The organism is Flavihumibacter solisilvae, assembly GCF_000814475.1.
GTDB classification, from domain to species: domain Bacteria; phylum Bacteroidota; class Bacteroidia; order Chitinophagales; family Chitinophagaceae; genus Flavihumibacter; species Flavihumibacter solisilvae.
Window position 1 is genome coordinate 168,653 of the sequence record NZ_JSVC01000019.1, and the last position, 23,094, is coordinate 191,746.

Sequence of the window (23,094 nt, forward strand, 5' to 3'; positions counted from 1 at the left end):
GCATTCATCCATCTATGAAGCTATTTAAATGCCGGAACATCAAGCGTATAGTATCCCGTTATGGCCGATGCTGTTATATGCAGGCATCGTGCTGATTTTGCTTTCCGCAATTCTTACACTCTCCTATTTACTGGGGCAGCGGCATAGCGAAAGGGCTACTGCAAAGCCATATGAAGGCGGCATTGAACAAACCGGTTCAGCAAGGCTTCGCTTTTCCGCGCAGTTCTACCTCGTTGCGATGCTCTTTGTGATCTTTGATGTGGAAGCAGTGTTCCTGATGTTGTGGGCCCTTGGTTTCTGGGAACTCGGGTGGCCAGGATATATCGGCGCTTCCATTTTCGTTCTGCAGCTTGTTGTCGTCCTGATCTATGAGTGGGGCACCGGCGCATTGAACATCGGCATCAATCCGAATAAATTAATGAAAGTGGTACGTGATCACCATAAAAAATCACAGCAATGAAATGGTGGGCCAGTAAAGCAGGTGATCCTGCAGGCAGGGTAAGCGGTAACGGCAGTATGGAAGAAGCCGTCAGCAAAAGCATTATGCTTACCACCGTGCAGGACCTCGTGGCGTGGGGAAGGAAGAATTCCATGTGGCCATTTCATTTCGGTCTCAGCTGCTGCTTCGTGGAAATGGCCACGAGCATTACCAGCAAATACGATGTTGCCCGCTTCGGTGCGGAAGTAATTCGCGGCACGCCCCGCGAAGCAGATGTGATGGTGATCGCCGGTACTGTGTTCATAAAAATGGTCCCCATCATCAAACGCCTCCATGAACAGATGATGGAACCACGATGGGTCATCTCCATGGGAAGCTGTGCAAACAGCGGCGGCATGTACGATATATATAGTGTGGTGCAGGGCGTTGACAAATTTCTCCCGGTTGACGTTTACGTTCCGGGATGCCCGCCACGACCAGACGCATTCATGCAGGGATTGGTATTACTCGCCGAATCGGTCGGAAAGGAAAGACGGCCATTGAGCTGGGTGATCGGTGAACAGGGCGTTATACGGCCCGAACCCGAAAGCATGAAAGATCGCAAGCGCGAAGAAAGAAAGAACATGGTACACTTCAGGGGTATTGACGAAGTGTAATTAATTTTTATACCATGCGGCCTGCGGATACCATATTACAGCAGCTGCAGCAAACATTTGGTGCAGCCGGGTTTCACCAGCAGAACACTGTTGACGGGATAGCTACATTCTGGCTTCCCGCTGAACAGGTAATACCGGTGATCAGCCACCTGAAGACCTCAACCGGCCTCGCATATCGCATGCTGTACGACCTAACGGCACTGGATGAACGCAACAGGCAGATCCACAATGGCGTGCCGAGGTCTTCCTTTACCGTTGTATATCATCTCTTCTCCTATGAGCGCAATGATTTCATCCGGCTGAAAGTACCACTCGATGGAGATTATCCTTCTTTACCAAGTATCACCGGAATATTCCGGAATGCAAACTGGTATGAACGTGAAGTGTATGACATGTTCGGGATCCGCTTTAACGGTCACCCGCACCTGCAGCGACTGCTGATGCCACTGACATGGTCCGGCCATCCACTCCGCAAGGAACATCCTGCACGCGCAACCGAAATGGGACCGTTCCGGCTGACTGATGAGAAGCAGGACCGCGAACAGGAAGCACTCCGGTTCAAGCCGGAAGAATGGGGAATGCAAAGAAAAAGTGACGATGCAGATTTCATGTTCCTCAATATTGGCCCGCAACACCCGGGCACCCACGGTGTGCTCAGGATCATCCTGCAGCTCGATGGTGAAGATATTGTTGATGCTGTACCTGAAATTGGTTTCCATCACCGCGGTGCCGAGAAAATGGGCGAACGCCAGAGCTGGCATACCTACATCCCCTATACCGACCGCGTCGATTACCTGGGTGGAGTAATGAATAACCTTGCCTATCTCCTTGCCGTTGAAAAACTCGCAGGAATTGAAGTGCCGGACAGGGTGAAAGTAATCCGCGTGATGTTATGTGAATTTTTCCGGATCGCCAGTCACCTCGTATGGTTTGGCACTTTCGCCCAGGATGTTGGTCAGCTCTCGCCGGTATTTTACATGTTCACCGACCGCGAAAAGATCTTCGACGTCATAGAAGCTGTGTGTGGTGGACGCATGCACCCGAACTGGTTCCGCATTGGCGGCGTTGCACAGGACCTGCCGAATGGCTGGGACGTGCTCGTAAGAAATTTTGTGGAGCATTTCCCTAAGCAGCTCAAAGAGTATAACAACATGGTGATGCGTAACAGCATCTTCAGGGCACGCACGAGGGGCATCGGCATTTACACACTTGATGAAGCGATTGAATGGGGCGTTACCGGCGCAGGGCTCCGTGCATGCGGATTTGACTGGGATTTCCGCAAGAAGCGTCCCTACTCAGGATATGAAATGTTCGAATTCGACATTCCCACGGCCATCCATGGCGACTGTTATGACCGCTCTTATGTACGGGTGGAAGAAATGAGGCAAAGTCTTCGCATTATAGAACAATGCCTCAACAATATGCCTGAAGGAAGTTATAAGGCAGACCATCCGCTTACGACCCCACCACTGAAAAAGTATACCATGCAGGACATCGAAACCCTGATCACGCATTTCCTGAATGTGAGCTGGGGCCCCGTAATGCCGCCGGGTGAAGCAATGAGCTGTATTGAAGCAACAAAAGGTGCAAACAGTTACTATCTCACCAGCGACGGCAACACATCGTCATATCGTACCCGGATCAGGACCCCGTCTTTTCCGCACATGCAAATGGTTCCCTATATCAGTAAAGGATATACAGTGAGTGACCTACTGTCGATACTTGGAAGTGTTGACTTCGTACTGGCGGATATAGACAGGTAATTAAAAATTAAAAAAAGAAGCGTGCTGACAGAAGAAGAAATAAAAGCGATCGATCATGAAGCGTCGAGGGTGCCGCACAAGAAGGCGGCGCTGATTGATGCGCTCAAGATTGTACAGCAGCAACGCGGATGGGTAAGCGATGAAAGTGTGTCTGACCTCGCGGAATACCTTGAGATCAGTCCGGCTGAAGTGGACAGCGTTGCCACATTCTACAACCTGATCTTCCGCAGGCCGGTTGGCAGCAACGTGATCCTGTTGTGCGACAGCATTTCCTGTTACGTGATGCACTACGAAGAAATTTATGCGTCGCTGAAAGACAAGCTTGGCGTGGCCTTCGGTCAGACCACCGAAGATGGTCTTTTCACTCTTCTACCCAATGCCTGCCTGGGATGTTGTGACCGTGCCCCGGCAATGATGATCAACCATGACCTATATACTGACCTCAAACCTGAACAACTCGATACGATCCTTATGAAATACAAATAGTATGGAACGTCCGCTAACCAAAAATATACACCCTGGCCGTCCGCCACTCAACCTGAAAGACTACGAAATGACAGGCGGATACTCTGCATTGCGCAAGATCATGGCCGGCATGAGTCCCAAAGATGTGCAGCAGGCCGTGCAGGACAGCAACCTGAAAGGTCGCGGGGGTGCGGGTTTCAACACCGGGATGAAGTGGAGTTTTGTGCCGATGGATGAAAAAGGCGGCCCCACAAAATACCTCATCGCAAATGCCGACGAAATGGAACCCGGCACATTCAAAGATCGTTTGCTGCTTGAAGGAAATCCCCACCAGCTGATCGAAGGCATGATCATCGCTGCATACGCCATCCAGGCAAACATCTCCTACATCTTTTTGCGTTGGGCTTATAAAGCTGCTGCAAAATGCCTGGAGGAATCGATCCATGAAGCATACCATGCAGGCTATCTCGGTGAAAACATCCTCGGCACCGGTTACCGTCTCGAGATGTATTTGCATACTGGTGCGGGAAGGTATATGTGCGGGGAGGAAACTGCCCTGCTGAATGCATTGGAAGGCAAGCGTGCCATGCCAAGGGCGAAGCCGCCATTTCCGCAGGTAAGCGGCTTGTTTGGGAAACCAACCATCGTCAACAATGTAGAGACCCTTTGCTGCATTCCCCATATCATCAACAACGGCGCAGAGTGGTTCAAGTCACTCAGTTACAGTGAGGATGGCGGCACAAAGCTCTACGGGGTGAGTGGCAAGGTGAATAAGCCGGGTGCGTGGGAATTACCAATGGGCGTGACCATGCGCGAACTGATTGAAGAATATGCAGGGGGAATGAAGAATGGTTACCAGCTGAAAGGTGTACTGCCGGGGGGCGCATCAACAGACTTCCTGACTGTACAGCACCTGGACCTGAAAATGGACTTCAAATCGGTTGCCGCGGCAGGCAGCAGGCTTGGAACAGGCACCATGATCGTAATGGATGATGCTACCTGCCCGGTTGGTTTTGTCCATAACCTGCAGCACTTTTTTGCACAGGAAAGTTGCGGCTGGTGCACGCCCTGCCGTGAAGGGCTGCCCTGGGTGGAAAAGCTGTTGCTATCACTTGAAAAAGGCACGGGCACTGAAGAAGATATTGACCTGTTGCAGCAGCATACACAATGGCTCGGACCCGGTAATACTTTCTGTGCATTGGCACCGGGCGCTATGGAACCATTGCAGAGTGCGCTGAAATATTTCCGTGACGATTTCGACAGGCACGTGAAAGAAAAAAAATGTCCGTATCACCATAACCATCATTGAAAAAAAGCGGCATGCCTACCATAATCATCGATAACATTCCTTACCAGGTAAAAGCGGGCAGCAACCTGCTTGAAGCCTGCCTGGGTGTGGGCATTGACCTACCCTATTTCTGCTGGCATCCTGCTTTGGGAAGTGTTGGTGCGTGCAGGCAATGTGCCGTCAAGGTATTCAAGGATGAACAGGATAATTCCGGCCGGCTGGTCATGAGCTGCATGGAAGCTATAAAGGACGGCATCCGGATTTCTGTGCAGGATAAAGGCGCAAAAGCATTCCGCGAACAGGTCATCGAATGGCTGATGACCAATCACCCGCACGACTGCCCGGTTTGTGACGAAGGTGGCAGCTGCCACCTGCAGGACATGACGGTAATGACGGGTCACGATTATCGCCGGTTCAAATACAAAAAACGTACGTACGTTAACCAATACCTGGGACCGCTTGTACATCATGAGATGAACCGTTGTATCCAATGTTACCGTTGCGTACGCTACTACCGCGACTATGCAGGTGGTCACGACCTCAATGTCTTTGGTGCGCATAACCACGTTTATTTCGGCAGGGAAAAAGATGGAATCCTGGAGAGCCCGTTCAGCGGAAACCTCGCTGAAGTTTGTCCCACCGGCGTATTCACCGACAAAACACTTAAACAACATTATACCCGCAAATGGGACCTTACAAGTGCGCCCTCTGTTTGCCAGCAATGCAGCGTTGGCTGTAATATCCTGGCAGGCGAGCGGTATGGCCAGCTGCGGAATGTTTTGAATCGTTATCACAGCGAAGTAAATGGGTATTTCATCTGCGACCGGGGACGGTTTGGCTATGAGCACGTGAACAATGTAAACCGCATCCGCCAACCGATAATCCGGAATCTTACTGTGGAAGCTGTTGATGAAACTACGCTGCTGACACACCTGCAGCAGGTCATCAATAACCGTAACCTCATCGGGATCGGGTCACCGCGGGCATCGGTTGAAAGCAATTATTCGCTGATGCACCTTGTGGGAAAAGAAAATTATTATTCCGGCATTTCAGAAGATGCCACATTTATCGAAAGAAAGATCGTTGACATCCTGGAGAACGGCGGCATTCATACTCCCTCCTTAAAAGAAATCGAAAATGCCGATGCCGTAATTGTGCTGGGTGAAGACATCTGGAATACAGCACCTGTAATGGCCCTGTCGGTAAGGCAAAGTGTAATGAAAACGGCGGCACGTGAAGCCATGACACAAATTTCGACTCCGGCGTGGAATGATGCCGCAGTCCGCGAGCGGGTGCAGGAAGACCGAGGCTACTTCGCCAACCTGGCTATCACTGAATCACCGGTCGATGAGTGGAGCACACATACCTACCATAGTGTTCCGGACAATATAGCCAGGCTGGCCTTTGCCATTGCTTCCAAATTGCGCCCGGAACTTCCGTTGCCTGAAGGCATGCCTGAAGCTGACCTGCAACTAGCAGAAAGAGTAGCAGGCGCGCTGGAAAATGCAAAGCATGTTGTGGTGATAAGCGGATCCGGCCCGGGGAGTGAAACACTGGTCAGGGCAGCATACAATATCGCGAGAGCGGTACAGGAAAAAGGCAAAACAGCGGGACTTGCATTCGTACTTCCCGAAAGTAACAGTATGGGAGCTGCAATGATGAAAGCGCCATCATTCGATAAGGCCTTACAGCGCATCCGTAAAGAAAACAATACCACTGTTATTATCCTGGAAAATGATTTGTACCGGTATAATTCCACGACAGACGTTGACCAGTTCCTCGACACCTGCAAAAGTATAATTGCAATAGATTCGCTGAACACCTTAACTACCGGTAAAGCACATGTGCTCGTTCCTGCTGCAACATTTGCAGAATCCGATGGCACTTCCATCAATTACGAAGGCCGGGCTCAGCATTATTACCAGGTATTCATGCCTGCGAATCCCTGCATCAAAGAAAGCTGGAAATGGCTGTGGAAGATGAAAAGCTTAATGGCAGGATCCGCAAACGGACAGGAACATCACCCCGATGAAATACTTAAGCAGATAGAGTCAAGTTATCCGCAATTCACCGGCATTTCAGCTTCGGCTGCACCAGCGGATTTCCGGATCTACGGCCAGCTGCTTCCGCGCGAACCGCACCGTTATAGCGGACGTACTGCGATGCTTGCCAATATCGGGGTAAGTGAACCCAAACCCCTGGATGATGGCGACAGCCCGTTTACATTCACGATGGAAGGTTACCAGGGCCTGCCTCCTGCCCCGCTCATTCCATTTTACTGGCGGCCTGGCTGGAACTCTGTACAGGCCCTCAACAAATACCAGCAGGAGATCGGTGGGCCGCTGCGTGGCGGAGATCCGGGAATCAGGTTATTTGATCGCAATGACAAGGTTGCATCCTGGTGGTTCAATGACACGCCAGAGGCTTTTGCCGGCAGAACGGGCAAATGGCTGCTGCTGCCGCAATACCATGTATTCGGCTCAGCGGAAATGAGCAGGTGGTCGGCGGCGCTTGACTTTCTTACACCGCAACCATGCATCAGCATTTCGCAACAAGACGCTGCACAATTGGGCGTCTCAGAAGGACATATGCTTACCATTGAAACCGACAAAGAAAGATTTAGTCTGCCGGTTGCCGTCAGGAGTGACCTGGTACAGGGTGTTGTTTTGGCGCCGGCGGGCTTTCAATCAATTCCTTCATTGGCATGGGGTACATGGATAAAAATTATGGCATGACCGTAATGCAACATATATGGATCGTTCTTGGCGTGCTCTTCGTGCTGCTGAATATTGCAGCAGGACTCATCTGGGTGGAAAGAAGATTGCTCGCACTCTGGCAGGACAGGCTTGGACCGAACCGGGCAGGCCCGCTGGGAATTTTTATTGTGCTTGCAGACACGCTGAAACTGTTTTTCAAAGAGGACTGGATTCCGCCGTTTGCCGATAAATGGGTATTCATCACTGCCCCCGCTATCGTTGCCGGAAGCGTGCTGTTAAGTTTCGTCATCATCCCTTTTGCCCCGGGAATCGTGGTTGCCGACCTGAATGTTGGCCTGCTGTTCTTTCTTGCCATGTCATCGCTCGGCGTATACAGCATTGTGTTGGGCGGATGGGCTTCCAACAATAAATATGCATTGCTCGGCGCCATGCGCGGCGCCTCGCAGATGATCGCATACGAAGTATTCATGGGGCTGTCGCTGATGGGCGTAGTAATGATCACCGGGTCATTCAATATGGGTGACATTGTAGACGCCCAAAAGAATGTCTGGTTCTGTTTTACGCAGCCACTCGGATTTATCATCTTCTTCATTGCCGGCGTTGCCGAAACGCATCGCCTGCCCTTCGACATCCCGGAAGCAGAAAGTGAACTGATCGCAGGCTTCCATGCGGAATATTCGGGAATGAAATTCGGGATGTTCTTTATTGGCGAATACCTCGGCATTACATTGATCTCTGCCATGACCGTGACCCTCTTTTTCGGCGGATGGCACGGGCCTGCATTTCTTCCACCGCTTGCCTGGTTCGCATTGAAGACGATCCTGTTCCTTGGACTGTTTATCCTGTTACGTGCATCATTACCGCGACCGAGATATGACCAGCTGATTGAATATGGGTGGAAAGTACTGTTGCCTGTTGTGCTGGCCAACCTTATGATAACCGGAGCCATTGCCCTGTGGCTGAAATCAACATAAAACAACTACCATGTTAAGTAACCTGAGAACGATGTGGCTGGTTTTTGTGCACCTATTCAAGAAGAAGGCCACTGTTCAATACCCGGAAGAAAAGAACACGCTGCGTCCACGCTGGCGGGGAAGAATTGTGCTGACGAAAGACCCCGATGGCGGAGAGAGATGTGTCGGTTGCTACCTGTGTGCAGCAGCCTGCCCGGTTGATTGCATCGCACTGCAGGCAACGGAAGACAAAGACGGCCGTCGTTACCCCGAATTCTTCCGCATCAACTTTTCGCGCTGCATTTTTTGCGGCTATTGTGAAGAAGCCTGTCCGACTTATGCCATTCAACTCATTCCCGATTTTGAAATGGCGGAATACAACAGGCAGAACCTGGTATTTGAAAAAGAAGACCTGCTGATCGACAGCCAGGGAAAATACCCCGGCTACAATTTTTACAAAGTCGCCGGAATGGATGCAGGCGTGAAAAAGAAAGGGGAAGGCGAAAATGAAGAACCACCTGTTGACATCTACAGCCTTTTACCCTGATGGAAGTATTATTCTGCATATCATCGCTGGTCGCCATCCTGTCAACCGTTATGGTGATCACGCGCCTCAACCCGGTGCATGCCCTGTTATACCTGGTAGTATCATTCATGTCGGTCGCCATGATCTTTCTTTCACTTGGCGCACCATTCATGGCGGTACTGGAAGTGATCGTTTATGCGGGTGCTATAATAGTGCTTTTCATCTTCGTAACGATGATGCTTAACCTGGGAAAAGAAACGGCCGAACAGGAAAGAAACTGGCTGAAGCCAAGGGTCTGGGTTGGTCCTTCCCTACTCGCCGCCGTGTTGCTTGCCGAAATGATCATACTGCTTACAAAAGGGCAACCCGGTTCAATGCAGGTGACAGTGGTGGATCCAAAAAAAGTGGCCTTGTCATTATACGGCGAATACATCATTGCGCTGGAACTTGTCGGTTTCCTGATGATCGCGGGAATAGTCGGCGCGGCACATATCGGCAAGCATCGCAAGAAAACATTTCACCGGTTCCTGGAAGATGAGGCTGAAACCGAACAACAATTAAAAGCGGATTACCATGATGTCCATACAGGTTAGTGCCGTACTGATCGTTGCCGCCATCCTTTTCGTGCTGGGATTCATTGGCGTGCTGACCAGGAAGAATATCCTGTTCATGCTGATTTCCGTAGAAATCATGCTGAACGCGGCAGGGCTCGCATTTGTTGCGGCTTCCGCGAAATGGCAGCAGGCAGACGGCCAGGTCATGTTCCTGTTCATCCTGGCCATGGCTGCGGCAGAAGTATCTGTCGGACTTGCGCTAGTGTTACAGATCTATCACCAGTACAAAACACTTGACATTGAAAAACTGAATGCATTAAAGGATGAATAACCTTTTAGCCTATATACCTGCCTTTCCCCTGCTGGGCTTTCTCGTCTTATCGATCGCGGGGAGAAAGATGTCGAAGAACCTGGTCGCTTTAACAGGCGCGGGAACCATTTGCATCTCCGCCATCATCAGCCTGGTAATTGCTGCCGGTTTTATTAGCTCGCCGCCAACAGAAGGTTTTATCAGCACGTCAGTCTGGCATTGGTTCACCTTGAGTGATTTCATTGTAAATATCGGCCTGCGCGCAGATGCGCTTTCGGTTGTTTTTATTTTCATCATCACTTTTGTGGGCGCCCTCATTCATATCTATTCAGCTGAGTTCATGCGCCACGATGAGGACTATGCGCGCTTCTTTGCCAGCATGAATTTATTTGTATGCTCCATGCTGTTACTGGTACTGGCAGACAACCTGGTGCTGTTATACCTGGGCTGGGAAGGTGTCGGACTCTGCAGCTACCTGCTCATCGGGTTCTGGTTCAAGGAACCCACGAATAATCACGCAGCAAATAAGGCCTTCCTGATCACGCGTATTGGCGATACTGCCATGCTCATCGGGCTGTTTTTGATCTTCCATAACCTGCGGACATTGAACATCCAGGAGATCCTGTTACTAGCACCCCAAAATTTCAGTACGGGCAGCAGCGAGATCACGCTGATAGCTTTGTTATTGCTGGCAGGCGGCATGGGAAAATCTGCACAGGTCCCCCTGCAAACCTGGCTTCCTGATGCCATGGCTGGTCCGTCGCCCGTGAGTGCGTTGATACATGCAGCCACGATGGTAACAGCAGGCGTATACCTGGTAGCAAGGATGAATGCAGTATTTGCCTTATCTCCACTGGCAATGTCAATAGTTGCGGTTGTGGGCGCGGTAACACTGCTGCTTGCAGGGTGCAGCGCAATGGTACAAAGCGATATCAAGAGGATCCTCGCATACTCGACCATCAGCCAGATCGGGTATATGTTCCTGGCGCTGGGTGTGGGTGCCTGGACTGCAGCCATATTTCATTTCTTCACACATGCATTCTTTAAGGCCCTACTCTTTCTTGCTGCAGGTGTGATCATTGAGAGCCTGCATCATGAACATAATATTTTCCGGATGGGTGGATTGAAGAAATCGATGCCGGTAGTATTCGTCACCTTCCTTGCAGGAGCGGCCGCCCTGGCAGCATTGCCATTGGTCACGGCGGGATTCTTCAGCAAGGATCCCATTCTTTGGTATGCGTTCAGTTCTGAAAAAGGGAACGCCTGGCTGTGGATGACAGCCCTGCTGGGAGCCTTCCTTACTGCGTTCTATACAACGAGATTGATGATCGTTGTTTTCTGGGGAGAAGCAAAAACGGCGATAGGGCATCATCCGGGCAAGGCAATGATAATTCCGTTGATCATTCTGGCCATATTATCAGTGACTGCGGGGTTTGTTGAATGGCCACATAACATGATCCACCTTACCTTATTCTCCGATCTGCTTCATCAGCAACTGCCGGAAGTTGCACTAAAACCGGACCTCCCGGCGGAATCGTTATTCCAGCTGATTGCGGCGCTGACAACCTTTGCCGGGATTGCCCTGGGGTATATGCTTTACTACCGGAAAACATACCTGGCGACATCCTGGCTGCAATCACCTTCTGTCGCGGGCGTGCACAACCTGTTTAAGAGTGGCTGGGGGTTTGATCATTTCTACCGTGCTGTTTTTGTGCAGCCATTCCTCTTTATTACCCGGATCAACCGCACAGATTTCTTTGACAGGATCTATGACGGCATAGCATCACTGAACATTCAATTGAACAGGTTTTTGTCCCTTTCACAGAATGGCTCACTGCGATGGTATGTCGTGGGTGTGCTGGCCGGCGCACTATTTATAATCACCTTACAGCTTTTATTATGATTCTGATATGGCTGATCATATTACAACTGGGTGCCGGCATCCTCAGCTGGCTGCTGTCGAAGCGCGATAATCGGCTGGCGGCGGGAATAGCACTTACCGCGGTAATCGCTTGCCTGTTGCTGACAATTCAGCTATTTGCCCGATTCAGGCCTTCATTTGCTGGGGGTGGACAATGGCTAATGGAATACCGGGCAGACTGGATCCCGGCTTTCGGTATCAGCTTCCATCTCGCACTTGACGGACTTAGCCTGGCGATGTTACTCCTGACTTTTTTCCTCGGGGCACTCGCAGTGTTATGTTCGTGGAAGGAGATCAGGCAACGTGCCGGCTTTTTTTATTTCAATCTTTTGTGGACGCTTGCAGGTATCACCGGTGTGTTCCTGGCAATTGACCTCTTCCTGTTTTACTTTTTCTGGGAAGTGATGCTCATCCCAATGTTCTTCCTGATCTATATCTGGGGTGATACCCGGCGACGTTATGCAGCCATCAAATTCTTCCTCTTCACCCAGGCAGGCGGCTTACTCATGTTGCTTTCGATCCTGGCAATGGTCATTATTCATGCAGGCCAGGCCGGTCGTTATTCATTTGACTATGCCGATCTCCTCAATACGACATTATCGCCCGGAACAGCGAAACTGATCATGGGTGGCTACCTGCTGGCATTTGCGATCAAGCTGCCGGTAGTGCCATTCCATAACTGGCTGCCGGATGCGCATGGTGAAGCGCCGACAGCAGGCAGCCTTATCCTTGCCGGACTACTGCTGAAAACCGGTGCCTATGGCATCATCCGTTTCGTGATAACCATGTTTCCCGAAGCTGCTGCTTCTGTATCGTGGTGGGCCATGCTCGCCGGGGTAATCGGCATCATATACGGAGCTTTTCTTGCCTATGGACAAACAGACCTGAAACGACTCATTGCCTATACTTCGGTCAGCCATATGGGTTTTGTTATGCTGGGAGCTTTTTCGTTCAGTGAAATGGCCATGCAGGGCGTGGTTATGCAGTTGCTGACCCACGGCATCAGTACAGGAGCTTTGTTTGCGATTGCCGGAATGCTCAAGGAAAGGCTGCACACCAGGGAGCTTGGCAGGATGGGTGGCATGTGGACCACCATGCCGCGAATGGGTGGTATTGCCATGTTGTTCACAATGGCTTCACTCGGACTACCCATGCTCGGGAATTTCATTGCGGAATTCTTTATCCTGATGGGCGCATTCCAGGCAAGCGTACCGCTGACTGTTATCGCCTCAACAGGACTTGTATTTGCCGCACTCTATTCACTCAGGATGGTGCAGAAAGTATTTCTTGGTCCACCATCAGTAGAGAATATAACCTTCGATCTTGATGCAAGAGAGCTCGTCGTACTCGGCGCCCTGAGTGTCAGTATCGTGTTGCTGGGCCTCTTTCCCCAACCGGTGTTCGACATGATAACAAATGTAATCAGGAACCTAAACCATACTTATGAATGAGCTGGAACTACAGGCGCTGCTACCCTTCATGGTGCTGGCAGCATCTTCGCTGGTGGTGATCCTGCTGATCGCTTTCCGGCTGAGCCATACCGTCATCCAGATTTCCGGCTTCATGATGATGTGCCTGACCGTGATATGCATGTGGCTGGTTCGCGACACCCTGCCACGTGAAATTCCTCCCCTGCTGGTGATCGATGGATTTGCAGCATTCACTACAGGCCTAATTGTTTTTGTTGTACTGGCGGTTGGGCTGTTCTCCTATATCTATTTCGAAGAACGCGAAGAGAACCCGAAAGAATATTATATCCTGCTGTTCCTTGCCACACTCGGGGCGGCCGTGCTAACGGTCAGCAAACATTTTATTTCGCTGTTCATCGGACTTGAAATCTTAAGCATCAGCCTGTATGGACTGATCGGCTACCTACGAAACCGGAATAACGCAGTTGAAGCGGGATTGAAATACCTGATGCTGGCTGCACTTACCTCGGCATTCCTGTTATTTGGAATGGCACTTGTTTACCTCGAGACCGGCAGCATGGATTTTGCCGTTATCGGGAGGCATGTACAGTCATCAGGATTTTCGGTGCTGATGATCCTCGGCATTGGCATTTTGCTGGTCGCAGTGGGCTTTAAACTAGCCTTCGTCCCGTTTCATTTGTGGGCAGCAGATGTGTACCAGGGTGCCCCGCCACCAGTAACCGCTTTTATTGCAACCGCTTCCAAGATCGGGGTATTTTCGGTGTTGCTGCGTTTCGGCCAGTCGCTCGGACTGCAAAATGAACAATTACTGCAGGGAATCTTTTCTTTCATTGCTATTGCCTCCATGATCGTGGGCAATTTGCTGGCATTGCGGCAACAGAACATCAAGAGGCTGCTTGCGTATTCTTCAATCGCACATTTCGGCTACCTGCTGGTTGCCTTCCTTCCCGGCAATGACAATGGCGAAACTGCAGCGCTGTTTTACCTGCTGTCGTATTCCGTAACGCTGCTCTGTGCTTTCGGCATCATCACCATAATGTCGGGTACAAAACAGGATGCAGAATCGGTCTCCTTCTACCAGGGCCTGTTCTGGAAACAACCCATACTTGCCGTGGTTCTTTCTGTTGCGATGCTTTCACTTGCCGGCATCCCGTTAACAGCTGGCTTCCCGGCGAAATTTATGGTCCTCGCCAGTGGAGTTGAAGACAGCAGGTGGATCCCGGTGCTTGTGCTGGTTGCCACAAGTGTTATCGGTCTCTACTACTATCTCCGGGTGATCGGGATCCTGTTTGAGAAGCCTGAAGAGGAAACAGCAGCAACAAAAGTGCTTCATCCTTTCTTTTATTATGCCACTTATACCTCGCTGACCGTGCTGATGCTGGCGATCTGCTGGCTGGGATTATTTCCCGGGAATGTAATTGATGGAATCAGGCAGCTGTTACAGCTTGAATAAAACAGGTTGTTATCTGCCCTGGAAATACAGGGTCAAATAGTATAACCCACCGACATTGGGTCCGCCAAGGAAAGAAACATTGTATTGATTCAACAGGTTCGTTGCACCGACCCTGATCTTGCAACCAATCTTTGGCAGGGAATAATTCACCTGGGCATCAAGCGCATGAAATGCGGGCACTGTTCCATTTACAAGGAACGACTGCCAGTAATAACGGTCCTGCCATCGCCAGCTGATTCCTGCACCAAGATTTTTCCAGATCGATTCATTTGCCAGGGTCAGGTTGAACATCCATGGCGGTGTATTGAATCCGTCTTCCAGTCCATCATTCGCTTCTGTCTTGTTCAGTATTGCGTGGGAAGTGTTTGCATCGACCAGGAAATTTTTTCCAGGCAGGTAACGCAACCGAAATCCAAAACCCCAGTTGTTGACGGTAGTAGCAGAGTTCGTCCACATCCGGTATCGTCCCTGCTTTCTCCGGTCATATAAAGCAAAAGCAATGGAATCGGGGTTTGAAGTTGAAGGCACACTCACTTCCACCTGTGCTATGAAGGAATTGTAATGATTGAAATAAACTTCACCATCCGCAAATAAACGTCCGTCAAAAAAGACCGCTTTATATCCGAACTCGAGTGACCTGATATGCTCCGGATCTAGGTAAGTGTAATAATTCTTTTTAAGCATGCTGCTGTTGTTCACTATAGCATCATTAACGGAGGAACCTGAAGTATTGACTTCCTTGTTTACGGCGGCCTGGAATGCATCGATCGATGACTTCAGCCAGGAATTTTCAAAAATGCCGGACGACATAACCGGCAGTCCCCCCACTCTTTTCCCCCCGCCGCTATTCACATTGGAAAAAGCTTCAAAGATGCTGGGGTAACGGTATCCGTCCTGGTACGCAAGCCTGAAATTATGTGCCGGGACAGGAGAATACACAATGCTGAAACGGTAGTTGATGGTTGGATCGAAATAGTCGTTTTTATCAAATCTTAATACTGCGCCTGCGGTGAGTTTATCTTTGAACAATTTCTTTTCTGCAGAAAGGAAACCACCCCATCGCAGGTATTTAAGGTCTTTATCGCCCTTTCCCGCAACCGGGTTAATGAAATAGTTACCATCTGGTTCGATAAAGTAATAACGGCTGTCCATTCCAGCCAGGACTGTAAAGCCTTTTTGTTTCAATGCACGCCAAACTTCAGAAAGATCTGTGTGCACTTCACCATGCAGCAGCCTGGCCTTCACCATCAAGGCAGCACCGCTATCCCAGTTGTTGATATTCGCCAGCTTTTCCATTGCAGCATTGAAACCTGGCGTTCCCGGAACCGGCCTTTCGCTATCCGCAAAACTTCGGGCATTGCTGTGAGCAGATACCACATCTGTACCAGTGGCAATGGAGTTATTGAATTGTGTGCTATAGGTGTTGAACCAGCTTTCGTCAGATTTCGAAACGCGATCCATATTTTCAGCCATGGACCTTAGGTTATATGAATCGCCGGTATTTTCCGTATTGAGATACACTTTCGCTTTCAAAACGCGGGAGGAATAATTCAACCCGTGCTGTTGCATCAGGTAGTTTTCCAGCCGGAAGCGATTTGACCGCTGGTAAACCGTATTGATATCAGCAACCCGGTAAGTATAGCTCAGGCTGGATGACAACGAAGGCCGGAAATAAAGACCTGCGTCAGCTTTCATATTGCGAAGGGAATAATCAGCAACTTCCTTTTCAAAATAGCCGGTCCGAGCCACCACGTAATTCTTTCCGCCCAGGTTCAGGGTGCGACGGTTTGACGATTCATTGCCGTATCCATTAACAGGATCTTTTGCCGGGTTGTCTGGCCCGGTAAGCCCGGTTGTCGCATTGGCATTGGGATTGAGGTCTGTCCTGTCATCGGCAATCCAGTCGCTGCCTGCACTGAAGGCCGCATTGAATTTGAATGCAAACTTATTACTGACGACTTTAGCAAACCGGGCACTGGTTTCCGAAAACAAGGCAGCACTATTACCTGCTGAAGCGATCCTGTTGACACCGGTTTTTTGCATCACGCTCCATCCAGGCGAATCAAACGGATCTTTCGTGATAAAATCTGCCAGCCCGTTGATCGTGTTCATGCCGTATAACGCTGAAGCACAGCCTGGAATAATCTCCACAGAGTTGATGTCGAGATCGGTTGGTCCAAGCGCATTGCCGACAGGCGCCCCGATATGAGGTGACTGGATATCCATTCCATCTACCAGTTGGGAGAACCGCACATTGGTGGTATTGGTGAAACCGCGGGTATTGATTACCCGGAAGCCAAGGCTGGGGGTGATCATCTGTACGCCTTTCAGGTTTTGCAGTGCATCGAAAAAAGAAGGTGCGGAACTGGCATTGAAATATTTCTCCCCGGCTTTTTCAACTGTTACGGGCGACCGGAGCAGTTGCCTGGGAACCCTGGTGGCAGTGATCACAATTTCATCTAGGGACCGCACGCGGGTGGAATCCTGTGCGCATACAGGAAGCGCCAGTAAAGCAGTTGCAAATGAAAGTAATATCCTCATTTAATCGCTACCTGTCAGCTGTTTGTGCCTTAACTCTTCAATGTCGAGCCGTGCTTCCATTTTACGGATCACATGGTCATCATAACCCTCATCGTTCCTCAACTGGAGCAGCACTTCCCGTTTCAATGTATTCAGCTCCTTAAAAATACGGCTGTATTCGATTGAGAGATCCCCTGCCAGAATATTCTTACCGTTGGCCTCCAATGTGCCGGAAGTGTTTCTCAATTCCTTCTCAAGTTCTTCACGCAGATCGGCAACAAGGTTATTCGCTGAAGTTACCATTGAATATTTTTCATCGAGAAGTTTCAGGGAGGCATTGAGCATACGCAGGTGAATATCGGCTTCCTGTTCGTGTTCCGGCCTCGGGCGATCAGGATCCTTCGTATGCAGCCAACTGATCACATAAGGGAGTGTTAATCCCTGGAATACCAGCGTAACCAATATTACGATAAACGTAATAAACAAAATGAGGTTCCGGTGCGGAAACGCGTCACCGCTTGGAAGCATCAGTGGCAGTGATAAAGCGGCCGCGAGTGATACCACGCCACGCATCCCTGCCCAGCCTATGATCAACGGACCCTTCCAGCCCGGCCGGGGATCATTGGTGCGGATATACCGGCTGATAAACATGGTAAACAATGAAGTGCCCAAAGCAGTCAGGATCCTGACGATGATCAGGATCACGGAAATGATCAGTCCGTACAGTATAGCCTCGCCAATGGAATAATTTTCCAGTCCACGTAAAACAACCCGTAACTCAAGTCCTATCAGGATAAACACCAGCCCGTTCAAAACAAAAGTCACGCTCGACCACATGGCGATCCCCTGCATCCTGCTGGCATGCGAAAGGATCAGGTGACTGCGATAGGAAACAAACAGGCCTCCGCTGACTACTGCCATCACCCCGGAAAAATGAAATGTTTCCGCTATGATATACATGAGGTAGGGTGCCACAAACGAAATGGCCGTATCAATACTCGGAGAGGTCGGCAGCCATTTGTAGAAAGCATATACGAGAATACCGATTACAATTCCAACAACGACCCCCATAACCGCCACCACCACAAAATTCCAGGCAGCCTCCCTGAACACAAAGGACCCGGACATTACCGCAGCAAGTGCAAATCGAAAAATGATCAGGCTCGTTGCATCATTCACCAGGCTCTCCCCTTCCAGGATGGCGACGATCCGCTTCTGGATGTGAATGCGTTTAAGCACCGACGTGGCAGCCACCGCATCGGGGGGAGAAACAATACCGCCAAGCAGGAAACCAAGCGCGAGGGTGAAACCAGGAATGATCAGGTAAGCCGACCAGGCAACAACAGTGGAGGTAAGAATGACAAGACCAAAGGCAAGCGTAGTGATCACCCGTCTCCATTTCCAGAAATCTTTCCAGGACGTGAACCAGGCCGCTTCATAAAGAAGGGGCGGCAGAAAGATCAGGAAGATCAGCTCCGGATCGATATGGATTACCGGAAGGCCCGGGATAAAACTGAGGACGATCCCTGCAACCACCAGGAAAATCGGGTATGAAACGTGCAATTTTTCACCCAGCATCACCAGCAGTGACATCACGACGATCAGAGTTATGACCAATAAAAGCGTTTCGAGCATACGAGGCGTTTGCTGTTTTACAAATATTGTGTTTTCCGGGCTAAATTTGAGTATAAATCATGGGCCATGCAAACAGGTATCGTTGATATGTCGGAACGCATGCAGTTTCAATTTGACCTCGACACCATGATCAGCTTCAAACCCTTTATAGACTACCTGGGCCAGTGTGAAATGCAGGAAGGGTCAATAAAACGGGAACTTTATCAACGCGCACTCCGTGCCTTTTCCGCCTGCAAGGTTTATGACCAGGACATCCCGCTCGAAGCGGCAGCACAATACCAGGAACTGTTTGAATTTGTGTACGCCTGCGTAACCCCGACACTTGAAAGTGAGAAAAAACTTTCGTGGGGATTATGCCTGCCGCTCAACCCCACTTTCTTTTACGGCACAGACAAACTCTATCAATTCTTCAGTGATGCATTAAGTAATCGTTATTTCAGCGACATGTTTGATAAAAAGGATGAAGCACTCAGGGAAGAACGCATGCGCACCATCTACCTGCTGATACTGGAAAAGTTATACCACTTCAAACCATTTACCAAGGAACAGGCCCTGAATAACACACGTGATGCCCAACAACTGCCGTCGCATTTTATGGCCCGGATCGATACGCGGTTTATTTCCGTCAGGCCCAAGCAGCAATTGCCGTCGCTCGACCTGCGCAGGGTCCAGGCCTTGCTCAACGAAGGCGGCGGGTATGAGATCTTCGAGAGGTTTGTGCCGATGCACCAGTTTGCATTCCGGGGAATCGGGATCATTTCCATTGAAGATATTACCAGCAACCAGGCCATTAACAATATCCGGAATACTATTACCATATGTGTGCCTGGCAATGAAGATGAAGTATACAGGATTGTATCCCAATCATTGAAAATGTTGCTGCAGGATAAAGAAATTGATTTTGGCATGGTACCGGTAATGCAGCTGAACGGGAAACCAGTACTTGGTAGTGGCCAGGCGCGCATGAGCCTGCTGGCCACACACTGGCACAGGATGCAAGACTATCTCAACAATCCCATTCCGCTGATCTTTACAGATATCCGTGAAGAAGATGTTTCGAAATATCGGTTCCTTGAACCATTGAAAGATGATGGCATCTGCTCACTGGCACTCATCCCTATCACGCACAACAATATTCTGGTAGGGATAACCGAGGTCTTTACCCATCACCCGGTGAAGTTTACCCCCTCCATCCTTCCCCTTATAGAACCGGTGTTGCCGATATTGGGACAGCTCTACAGGTTTTACCTGGACCAGCTTGAATGGGAAGTAGTAGCGACCATCCGGAATAAGTTCACCTCATTACTACCAGCAGTACAATGGAAATTCAATGAAGCGGCGTGGAAATACCTGCTTCATAAACAAGGTAACGATGATGCAGACATTGAACCGATCGCATTCCGCAATGTGTACCCGTTGTATGGCGCCATCGACGTACGGAATTCTACCATGGAAAGGAATATGGCAATTAAAGCCGATTTCCACAGCCAGTTGTCTGCCCTGGACGCGCTACTCGAGTCACTTAATACCGGGCACGATACAGCTTTGCTGGATGAGATCCTGTTTAAATGCCGGCACATGCTTGATGCCACATCCGGTGAAATGCTTACCATCAACGACGAAAGCAGGATCAGCAATTTTCTCAGCACTGAAGTACGTCCGCTGTTGCAGCACCTGAAGAATGAAGACGAAACCCATGTTCCGGCCATAGACGAATTCATGGCATTATCCGATGACATGCACGATTCCACTTTCGCAAACAAATATAATTTCGAGCAGTCCATGAAACTGCTGAACGATGCGATCAACAAGTACATCGAATCAGAGAATGAGAAAATGCAGAAGGCCTATCCATTCTATTTTGAGAAATTCCGGACTGACGGAATTGAGTACAATATTTACATCGGGCAGGAAATCACACCCTCGAAGGCATTTAACCGGTTCCACCTCAAGAACCTGCGGATCTGGCAACTGAACTCGATGGTATCGATCGTAAAGATGACGCGTGATTTGAAGGCGCAACTGCCGCATCCACTGGCAACCACGCAGCTGATCTTTGTACATAATCACCCCATCGACATCAGCTTCCGTACCGACGAAAGGAAATTTGACGTGGAAGGTGCATATAACATCCGTTATGAAATGGTGAAGAAACGGATCGACAAAGTTCATGTGCTTGGAAATGGTGAAAGGCTTACGCAACCGGAAAAAATTGCCATCATCTATTTCAACCGGCGCGATATAGATGATTATATCGGGTTCATCCAGTACCTGCAGGAGAAAAAGCTGCTTTGCCACGAGGTGGAACAGCTGGATCTTGAAGAATTACAGGGAATATCCGGGTTGAAGGCCATCAGGGTTACCGTTGCCTGATACATACCCTGATTTCTTAATATAGATTAATGGAGGAAGAGCACATTCGTACGGACATTTGCATTACAAAAGAAAGGAACAGATAATGAAAGACTTCATCATCCATAAGGCAGGTAGCAGGGGACATGCGGAAAACGAGTGGCTGTCGAGCTACCAGACTTTCAGCTTCAGCAGATACTATCATCCCGAACGCATCCAGTTCGGCGCGCTCCGGGTACTTAACGATGATACAGTGGCTGGGGGAAAAGGATTTGGCTCCCATCCGCACGACAATATGGAAATCATCAGCATCCCGTTGGAAGGTGCGCTTGAACACCGCGATAACCTGGGCAATACCGGCATAATCCGGAAAGGCGACATCCAGGTCATGACGACGGGCACCGGGGTATTTCACAGCGAAGTAAACGCGGATCCGGAACAACCGGTAAAGTTCCTGCAGATCTGGATTTTTCCCAAACAGCTGAATGTGAAACCAAGATATGAGCAGATCACGCTTGATCGGGTTCACCAGGTTAACCAGCTGCAGCAGATCGTATCTCCGTATCCTGAAGAGGAAGGCTGCCAGATCAACCAGGATGCCTGGTTCAGCATGGGCACTTTTGAGCGTTCAAAAACGGCCCGCTACAATGCACGCATTACCAATAATGGCCTTTATTTCTTTGTCATCAACGGCTCATTCAATATCGAAGGGCAAAAGCTTGACAGCAGGGATGGCATGGGCATCCCGGAATGTGGCCCCGTTAATATTGAAGCCTTGGAAGACAATTCTACCATTCTCATCATGGACATCCCGATGAAAGTCGATCAACAAAATATGTAACTATGGAGCAGCTGAAGATCCTGGCGGCAGGAAAGAATAAGGATATCATGACAGTAATAGACAGGCTAATCAATACACATGAAAACTGGTCAGGTGTTACTGTCACAACAACAGAAGAAGCCATCGATACCGCAAAAGAAGCACGATATGATCTTCTTTTGATCTGCGCGGGACTCAGTAGCGTTGAAGAAAAAGAACTGACGGAAGAACTTCATACGCTCCAGCCCAACCTTCGGGTCATGAGACATTACGGTGGCGGAAGTGGTCTCCTCGAATCGGAGATCCAATCGTACCTGAAAACAATTTAAACACAAGCAAAAACAGGATATGAAAGACAATATACTGGGCTTACACCATATAACGGCGATTGCCGACAACGCCCAACGCAATTATGATTTTTATACAAAAGTAATGGGACTCAGAATGGTCAAGAAGACCGTGAACTTTGATGATCCGGGCACATACCATTTCTATTTCGGGAACGAGAACGGCAGTCCGGGTACCATCCTCACTTTCTTCCCCTGGGAAGGAATTGGCAAAGGCCGTAACGGAACAGGAATGGCAACGGAGATCGGCTATTCAGCACCGTCAGGAAGCATTGAAGCCTGGCAGGAAAGGTTCCGGAAATTTAATATCACCCAGGGGGAACCGGGTGAACGGATGGGCGAGATCTACCTGCCCTTCACAGATCCTGATGGTTTACAGTTAAGCCTCATTGTACCGCAGCGGGAAGACGACCGCAAGGCCTGGGAGTCTGCCGAGGTTAAATCGGATCTCGCTACCAAAGGCTTTCACAGTGTCACACTTACCCTGAAAGACATCAAGGCAACCGCATCAATTCTTACCGAAGTATTTGGATACAGGCTCCTGCAGCAGGAAGGAAACCGCTACCGTTTTATTACAGATGCAGTGGGCGCAGCTTCTATCGTTGACCTGCTTGAAGTTCCGGATGGCAAGGCAGGATACAACGCTGCCGGTACGAACCACCACATTGCCTTCCGGGTTGCGGATGATAAGATCCTGATGAACTACCGGGAGAAGATCCTGGCACGCGGGTTAATGATCACACCAAAGGTTGACCGGGATTATTTCTTTTCCCTCTATTTCCGTGAACCTGGTGGTGTGCTGTTTGAGATTGCGACAGATAACCCGGGCTTTACAGTAGATGAACCGTTAAGTGAATTGGGTAAGGACCTGAAGCTGCCGGTACAACATGAACGCCTGAGAAAGGAAATTGAAAAATCTTTGCCACAACTCGTCAACTAAATCCC

19 protein-coding genes are annotated in these 23,094 nt (G+C 49.7%); 17 read left to right on the forward strand and 2 right to left on the reverse strand.

Features of this window, described 5'->3' with window-relative positions:
• Positions 1 to 28 precede the first annotated feature (28 nt).
• The 13 genes from OI18_RS17160 to OI18_RS17220 are packed head-to-tail and all read left to right on the forward strand — an operon-like array spanning position 29 to position 14,475.
• Positions 29 to 460, forward strand: coding sequence for an NADH-quinone oxidoreductase subunit A (locus OI18_RS17160; protein ID WP_039142011.1), 432 nt, complete (start codon positions 29 to 31; stop codon positions 458 to 460).
• On the forward strand, positions 457 to 1,095 hold the full coding sequence (locus OI18_RS17165; RefSeq protein WP_039142013.1) for a NuoB/complex I 20 kDa subunit family protein: 639 nt from the start codon (positions 457 to 459) through the stop codon (positions 1,093 to 1,095). Before OI18_RS17160 ends, OI18_RS17165 begins: the two co-directional genes overlap by 4 nt.
• Before the next feature lie 14 nt (positions 1,096 to 1,109).
• Positions 1,110 to 2,858 carry an NADH-quinone oxidoreductase subunit C/D gene (nuoC, locus tag OI18_RS17170; protein ID WP_039142015.1) on the forward strand — a complete coding sequence of 583 codons (1,749 nt, stop codon included), beginning with the start codon at positions 1,110 to 1,112 and terminating at the stop codon, positions 2,856 to 2,858.
• 21 nt (positions 2,859 to 2,879) lie between these two features.
• Complete coding sequence (nuoE, locus tag OI18_RS17175; RefSeq protein WP_039142017.1) at positions 2,880 to 3,344, forward strand: NADH-quinone oxidoreductase subunit NuoE; 465 nt, start codon at positions 2,880 to 2,882, stop codon at positions 3,342 to 3,344.
• Position 3,345: 1 nt separating this feature from the next.
• Positions 3,346 to 4,632, forward strand: a complete 1,287-nt coding sequence (nuoF, locus tag OI18_RS17180; RefSeq protein WP_039142020.1) for an NADH-quinone oxidoreductase subunit NuoF — start codon at positions 3,346 to 3,348, stop codon at positions 4,630 to 4,632.
• 11 nt (positions 4,633 to 4,643) lie between these two features.
• Positions 4,644 to 7,346, forward strand: coding sequence for an NADH-quinone oxidoreductase subunit NuoG (nuoG, locus tag OI18_RS17185; RefSeq protein WP_039142021.1), 2,703 nt, complete (start codon positions 4,644 to 4,646; stop codon positions 7,344 to 7,346).
• Positions 7,343 to 8,302 (forward strand): NADH-quinone oxidoreductase subunit NuoH, encoded by a 960-nt coding sequence (gene nuoH / locus OI18_RS17190; protein ID WP_039142024.1) that lies wholly within the window; start codon positions 7,343 to 7,345, stop codon positions 8,300 to 8,302. The genes nuoG and nuoH overlap by 4 nt, the downstream gene beginning before the upstream one ends.
• Positions 8,303 to 8,312: 10 nt before the next feature.
• Entirely contained in the window at positions 8,313 to 8,828 is a 516-nt protein-coding gene (nuoI, locus tag OI18_RS17195; RefSeq protein WP_039142026.1) for an NADH-quinone oxidoreductase subunit NuoI, read from the forward strand.
• Positions 8,828 to 9,400: an NADH-quinone oxidoreductase subunit J gene (gene nuoJ / locus OI18_RS17200; RefSeq protein ID WP_052273329.1), complete on the forward strand. Its 573-nt coding sequence runs from the start codon at positions 8,828 to 8,830 to the stop codon at positions 9,398 to 9,400. The genes nuoI and nuoJ overlap by 1 nt, the downstream gene beginning before the upstream one ends.
• Positions 9,381 to 9,692, forward strand: a complete 312-nt coding sequence (gene nuoK, locus OI18_RS17205; protein WP_039142027.1) for an NADH-quinone oxidoreductase subunit NuoK — start codon at positions 9,381 to 9,383, stop codon at positions 9,690 to 9,692. Before nuoJ ends, nuoK begins: the two co-directional genes overlap by 20 nt.
• Positions 9,685 to 11,574, forward strand: coding sequence for an NADH-quinone oxidoreductase subunit L (gene nuoL / locus OI18_RS17210; RefSeq protein ID WP_039142029.1), 1,890 nt, complete (start codon positions 9,685 to 9,687; stop codon positions 11,572 to 11,574). Before nuoK ends, nuoL begins: the two co-directional genes overlap by 8 nt.
• Positions 11,571 to 13,043, forward strand: coding sequence for a complex I subunit 4 family protein (locus OI18_RS17215; protein WP_039142032.1), 1,473 nt, complete (start codon positions 11,571 to 11,573; stop codon positions 13,041 to 13,043). The genes nuoL and OI18_RS17215 overlap by 4 nt, the downstream gene beginning before the upstream one ends.
• Positions 13,036 to 14,475 carry an NADH-quinone oxidoreductase subunit N gene (locus OI18_RS17220; protein WP_039142034.1) on the forward strand — a complete coding sequence of 480 codons (1,440 nt, stop codon included), beginning with the start codon at positions 13,036 to 13,038 and terminating at the stop codon, positions 14,473 to 14,475. Before OI18_RS17215 ends, OI18_RS17220 begins: the two co-directional genes overlap by 8 nt.
• A gap of 9 nt (positions 14,476 to 14,484) precedes the next feature.
• On the opposite strand, the gene OI18_RS17225 is transcribed toward OI18_RS17220, so the two are convergent.
• Both OI18_RS17225 and OI18_RS17230 read right to left on the reverse strand, forming a co-directional pair.
• Positions 14,485 to 17,016: a TonB-dependent receptor plug domain-containing protein gene (locus OI18_RS17225; protein ID WP_039142037.1), complete on the reverse strand. Its 2,532-nt coding sequence runs from the start codon at positions 17,014 to 17,016 to the stop codon at positions 14,485 to 14,487.
• Entirely contained in the window at positions 17,017 to 18,630 is a 1,614-nt protein-coding gene (locus tag OI18_RS17230) for a Na+/H+ antiporter (RefSeq protein WP_039142039.1), read from the reverse strand.
• Between the two features lie 66 nt (positions 18,631 to 18,696).
• Here OI18_RS17230 and OI18_RS17235 point away from each other — a divergent pair, with 66 nt between their 5' ends.
• The 4 genes from OI18_RS17235 to OI18_RS17250 all read left to right on the forward strand — a co-directional run bounded on the left by OI18_RS17235 (position 18,697) and on the right by OI18_RS17250 (position 23,089).
• Positions 18,697 to 21,003, forward strand: coding sequence for a GAF domain-containing protein (locus tag OI18_RS17235; protein ID WP_039142041.1), 2,307 nt, complete (start codon positions 18,697 to 18,699; stop codon positions 21,001 to 21,003).
• Between the two features lie 85 nt (positions 21,004 to 21,088).
• A complete protein-coding gene (locus tag OI18_RS17240) occupies positions 21,089 to 21,823 on the forward strand; it encodes a pirin family protein (protein WP_039142043.1) in 735 nt (244 codons plus the stop codon).
• A gap of 2 nt (positions 21,824 to 21,825) precedes the next feature.
• Positions 21,826 to 22,131 carry a hypothetical protein gene (locus tag OI18_RS17245; RefSeq protein ID WP_039142046.1) on the forward strand — a complete coding sequence of 102 codons (306 nt, stop codon included), beginning with the start codon at positions 21,826 to 21,828 and terminating at the stop codon, positions 22,129 to 22,131.
• Positions 22,132 to 22,150: 19 nt separating this feature from the next.
• Positions 22,151 to 23,089: a ring-cleaving dioxygenase gene (locus OI18_RS17250; RefSeq protein ID WP_039142048.1), complete on the forward strand. Its 939-nt coding sequence runs from the start codon at positions 22,151 to 22,153 to the stop codon at positions 23,087 to 23,089.
• The last annotated feature ends 5 nt before the right edge of the window (positions 23,090 to 23,094 follow it).

Coding starts and splice junctions, on each gene's coding strand:
- nuoK (WP_039142027.1), top strand. CDS start 9,381: ATGATGTCCATACAGGTTAGTGCCGTACTGATCGTTGCCGCCATCCTT.
- nuoF (WP_039142020.1), top strand. CDS start 3,346: ATGGAACGTCCGCTAACCAAAAATATACACCCTGGCCGTCCGCCACTC.
- nuoI (WP_039142026.1), top strand. CDS start 8,313: ATGTTAAGTAACCTGAGAACGATGTGGCTGGTTTTTGTGCACCTATTC.
- nuoJ (WP_052273329.1), top strand. CDS start 8,828: ATGGAAGTATTATTCTGCATATCATCGCTGGTCGCCATCCTGTCAACC.
- nuoG (WP_039142021.1), top strand. CDS start 4,644: ATGCCTACCATAATCATCGATAACATTCCTTACCAGGTAAAAGCGGGC.
- OI18_RS17250 (WP_039142048.1), top strand. CDS start 22,151: ATGAAAGACAATATACTGGGCTTACACCATATAACGGCGATTGCCGAC.
- OI18_RS17165 (WP_039142013.1), top strand. CDS start 457: ATGAAATGGTGGGCCAGTAAAGCAGGTGATCCTGCAGGCAGGGTAAGC.
- nuoC (WP_039142015.1), top strand. CDS start 1,110: ATGCGGCCTGCGGATACCATATTACAGCAGCTGCAGCAAACATTTGGT.
- nuoL (WP_039142029.1), top strand. CDS start 9,685: ATGAATAACCTTTTAGCCTATATACCTGCCTTTCCCCTGCTGGGCTTT.
- OI18_RS17215 (WP_039142032.1), top strand. CDS start 11,571: ATGATTCTGATATGGCTGATCATATTACAACTGGGTGCCGGCATCCTC.
- nuoH (WP_039142024.1), top strand. CDS start 7,343: ATGACCGTAATGCAACATATATGGATCGTTCTTGGCGTGCTCTTCGTG.
- OI18_RS17220 (WP_039142034.1), top strand. CDS start 13,036: ATGAATGAGCTGGAACTACAGGCGCTGCTACCCTTCATGGTGCTGGCA.
- OI18_RS17245 (WP_039142046.1), top strand. CDS start 21,826: ATGGAGCAGCTGAAGATCCTGGCGGCAGGAAAGAATAAGGATATCATG.
- OI18_RS17225 (WP_039142037.1), bottom strand. CDS start 17,016: ATGAGGATATTACTTTCATTTGCAACTGCTTTACTGGCGCTTCCTGTA.
- OI18_RS17160 (WP_039142011.1), top strand. CDS start 29: ATGCCGGAACATCAAGCGTATAGTATCCCGTTATGGCCGATGCTGTTA.
- OI18_RS17235 (WP_039142041.1), top strand. CDS start 18,697: ATGCAAACAGGTATCGTTGATATGTCGGAACGCATGCAGTTTCAATTT.
- OI18_RS17230 (WP_039142039.1), bottom strand. CDS start 18,630: ATGCTCGAAACGCTTTTATTGGTCATAACTCTGATCGTCGTGATGTCA.
- OI18_RS17240 (WP_039142043.1), top strand. CDS start 21,089: ATGAAAGACTTCATCATCCATAAGGCAGGTAGCAGGGGACATGCGGAA.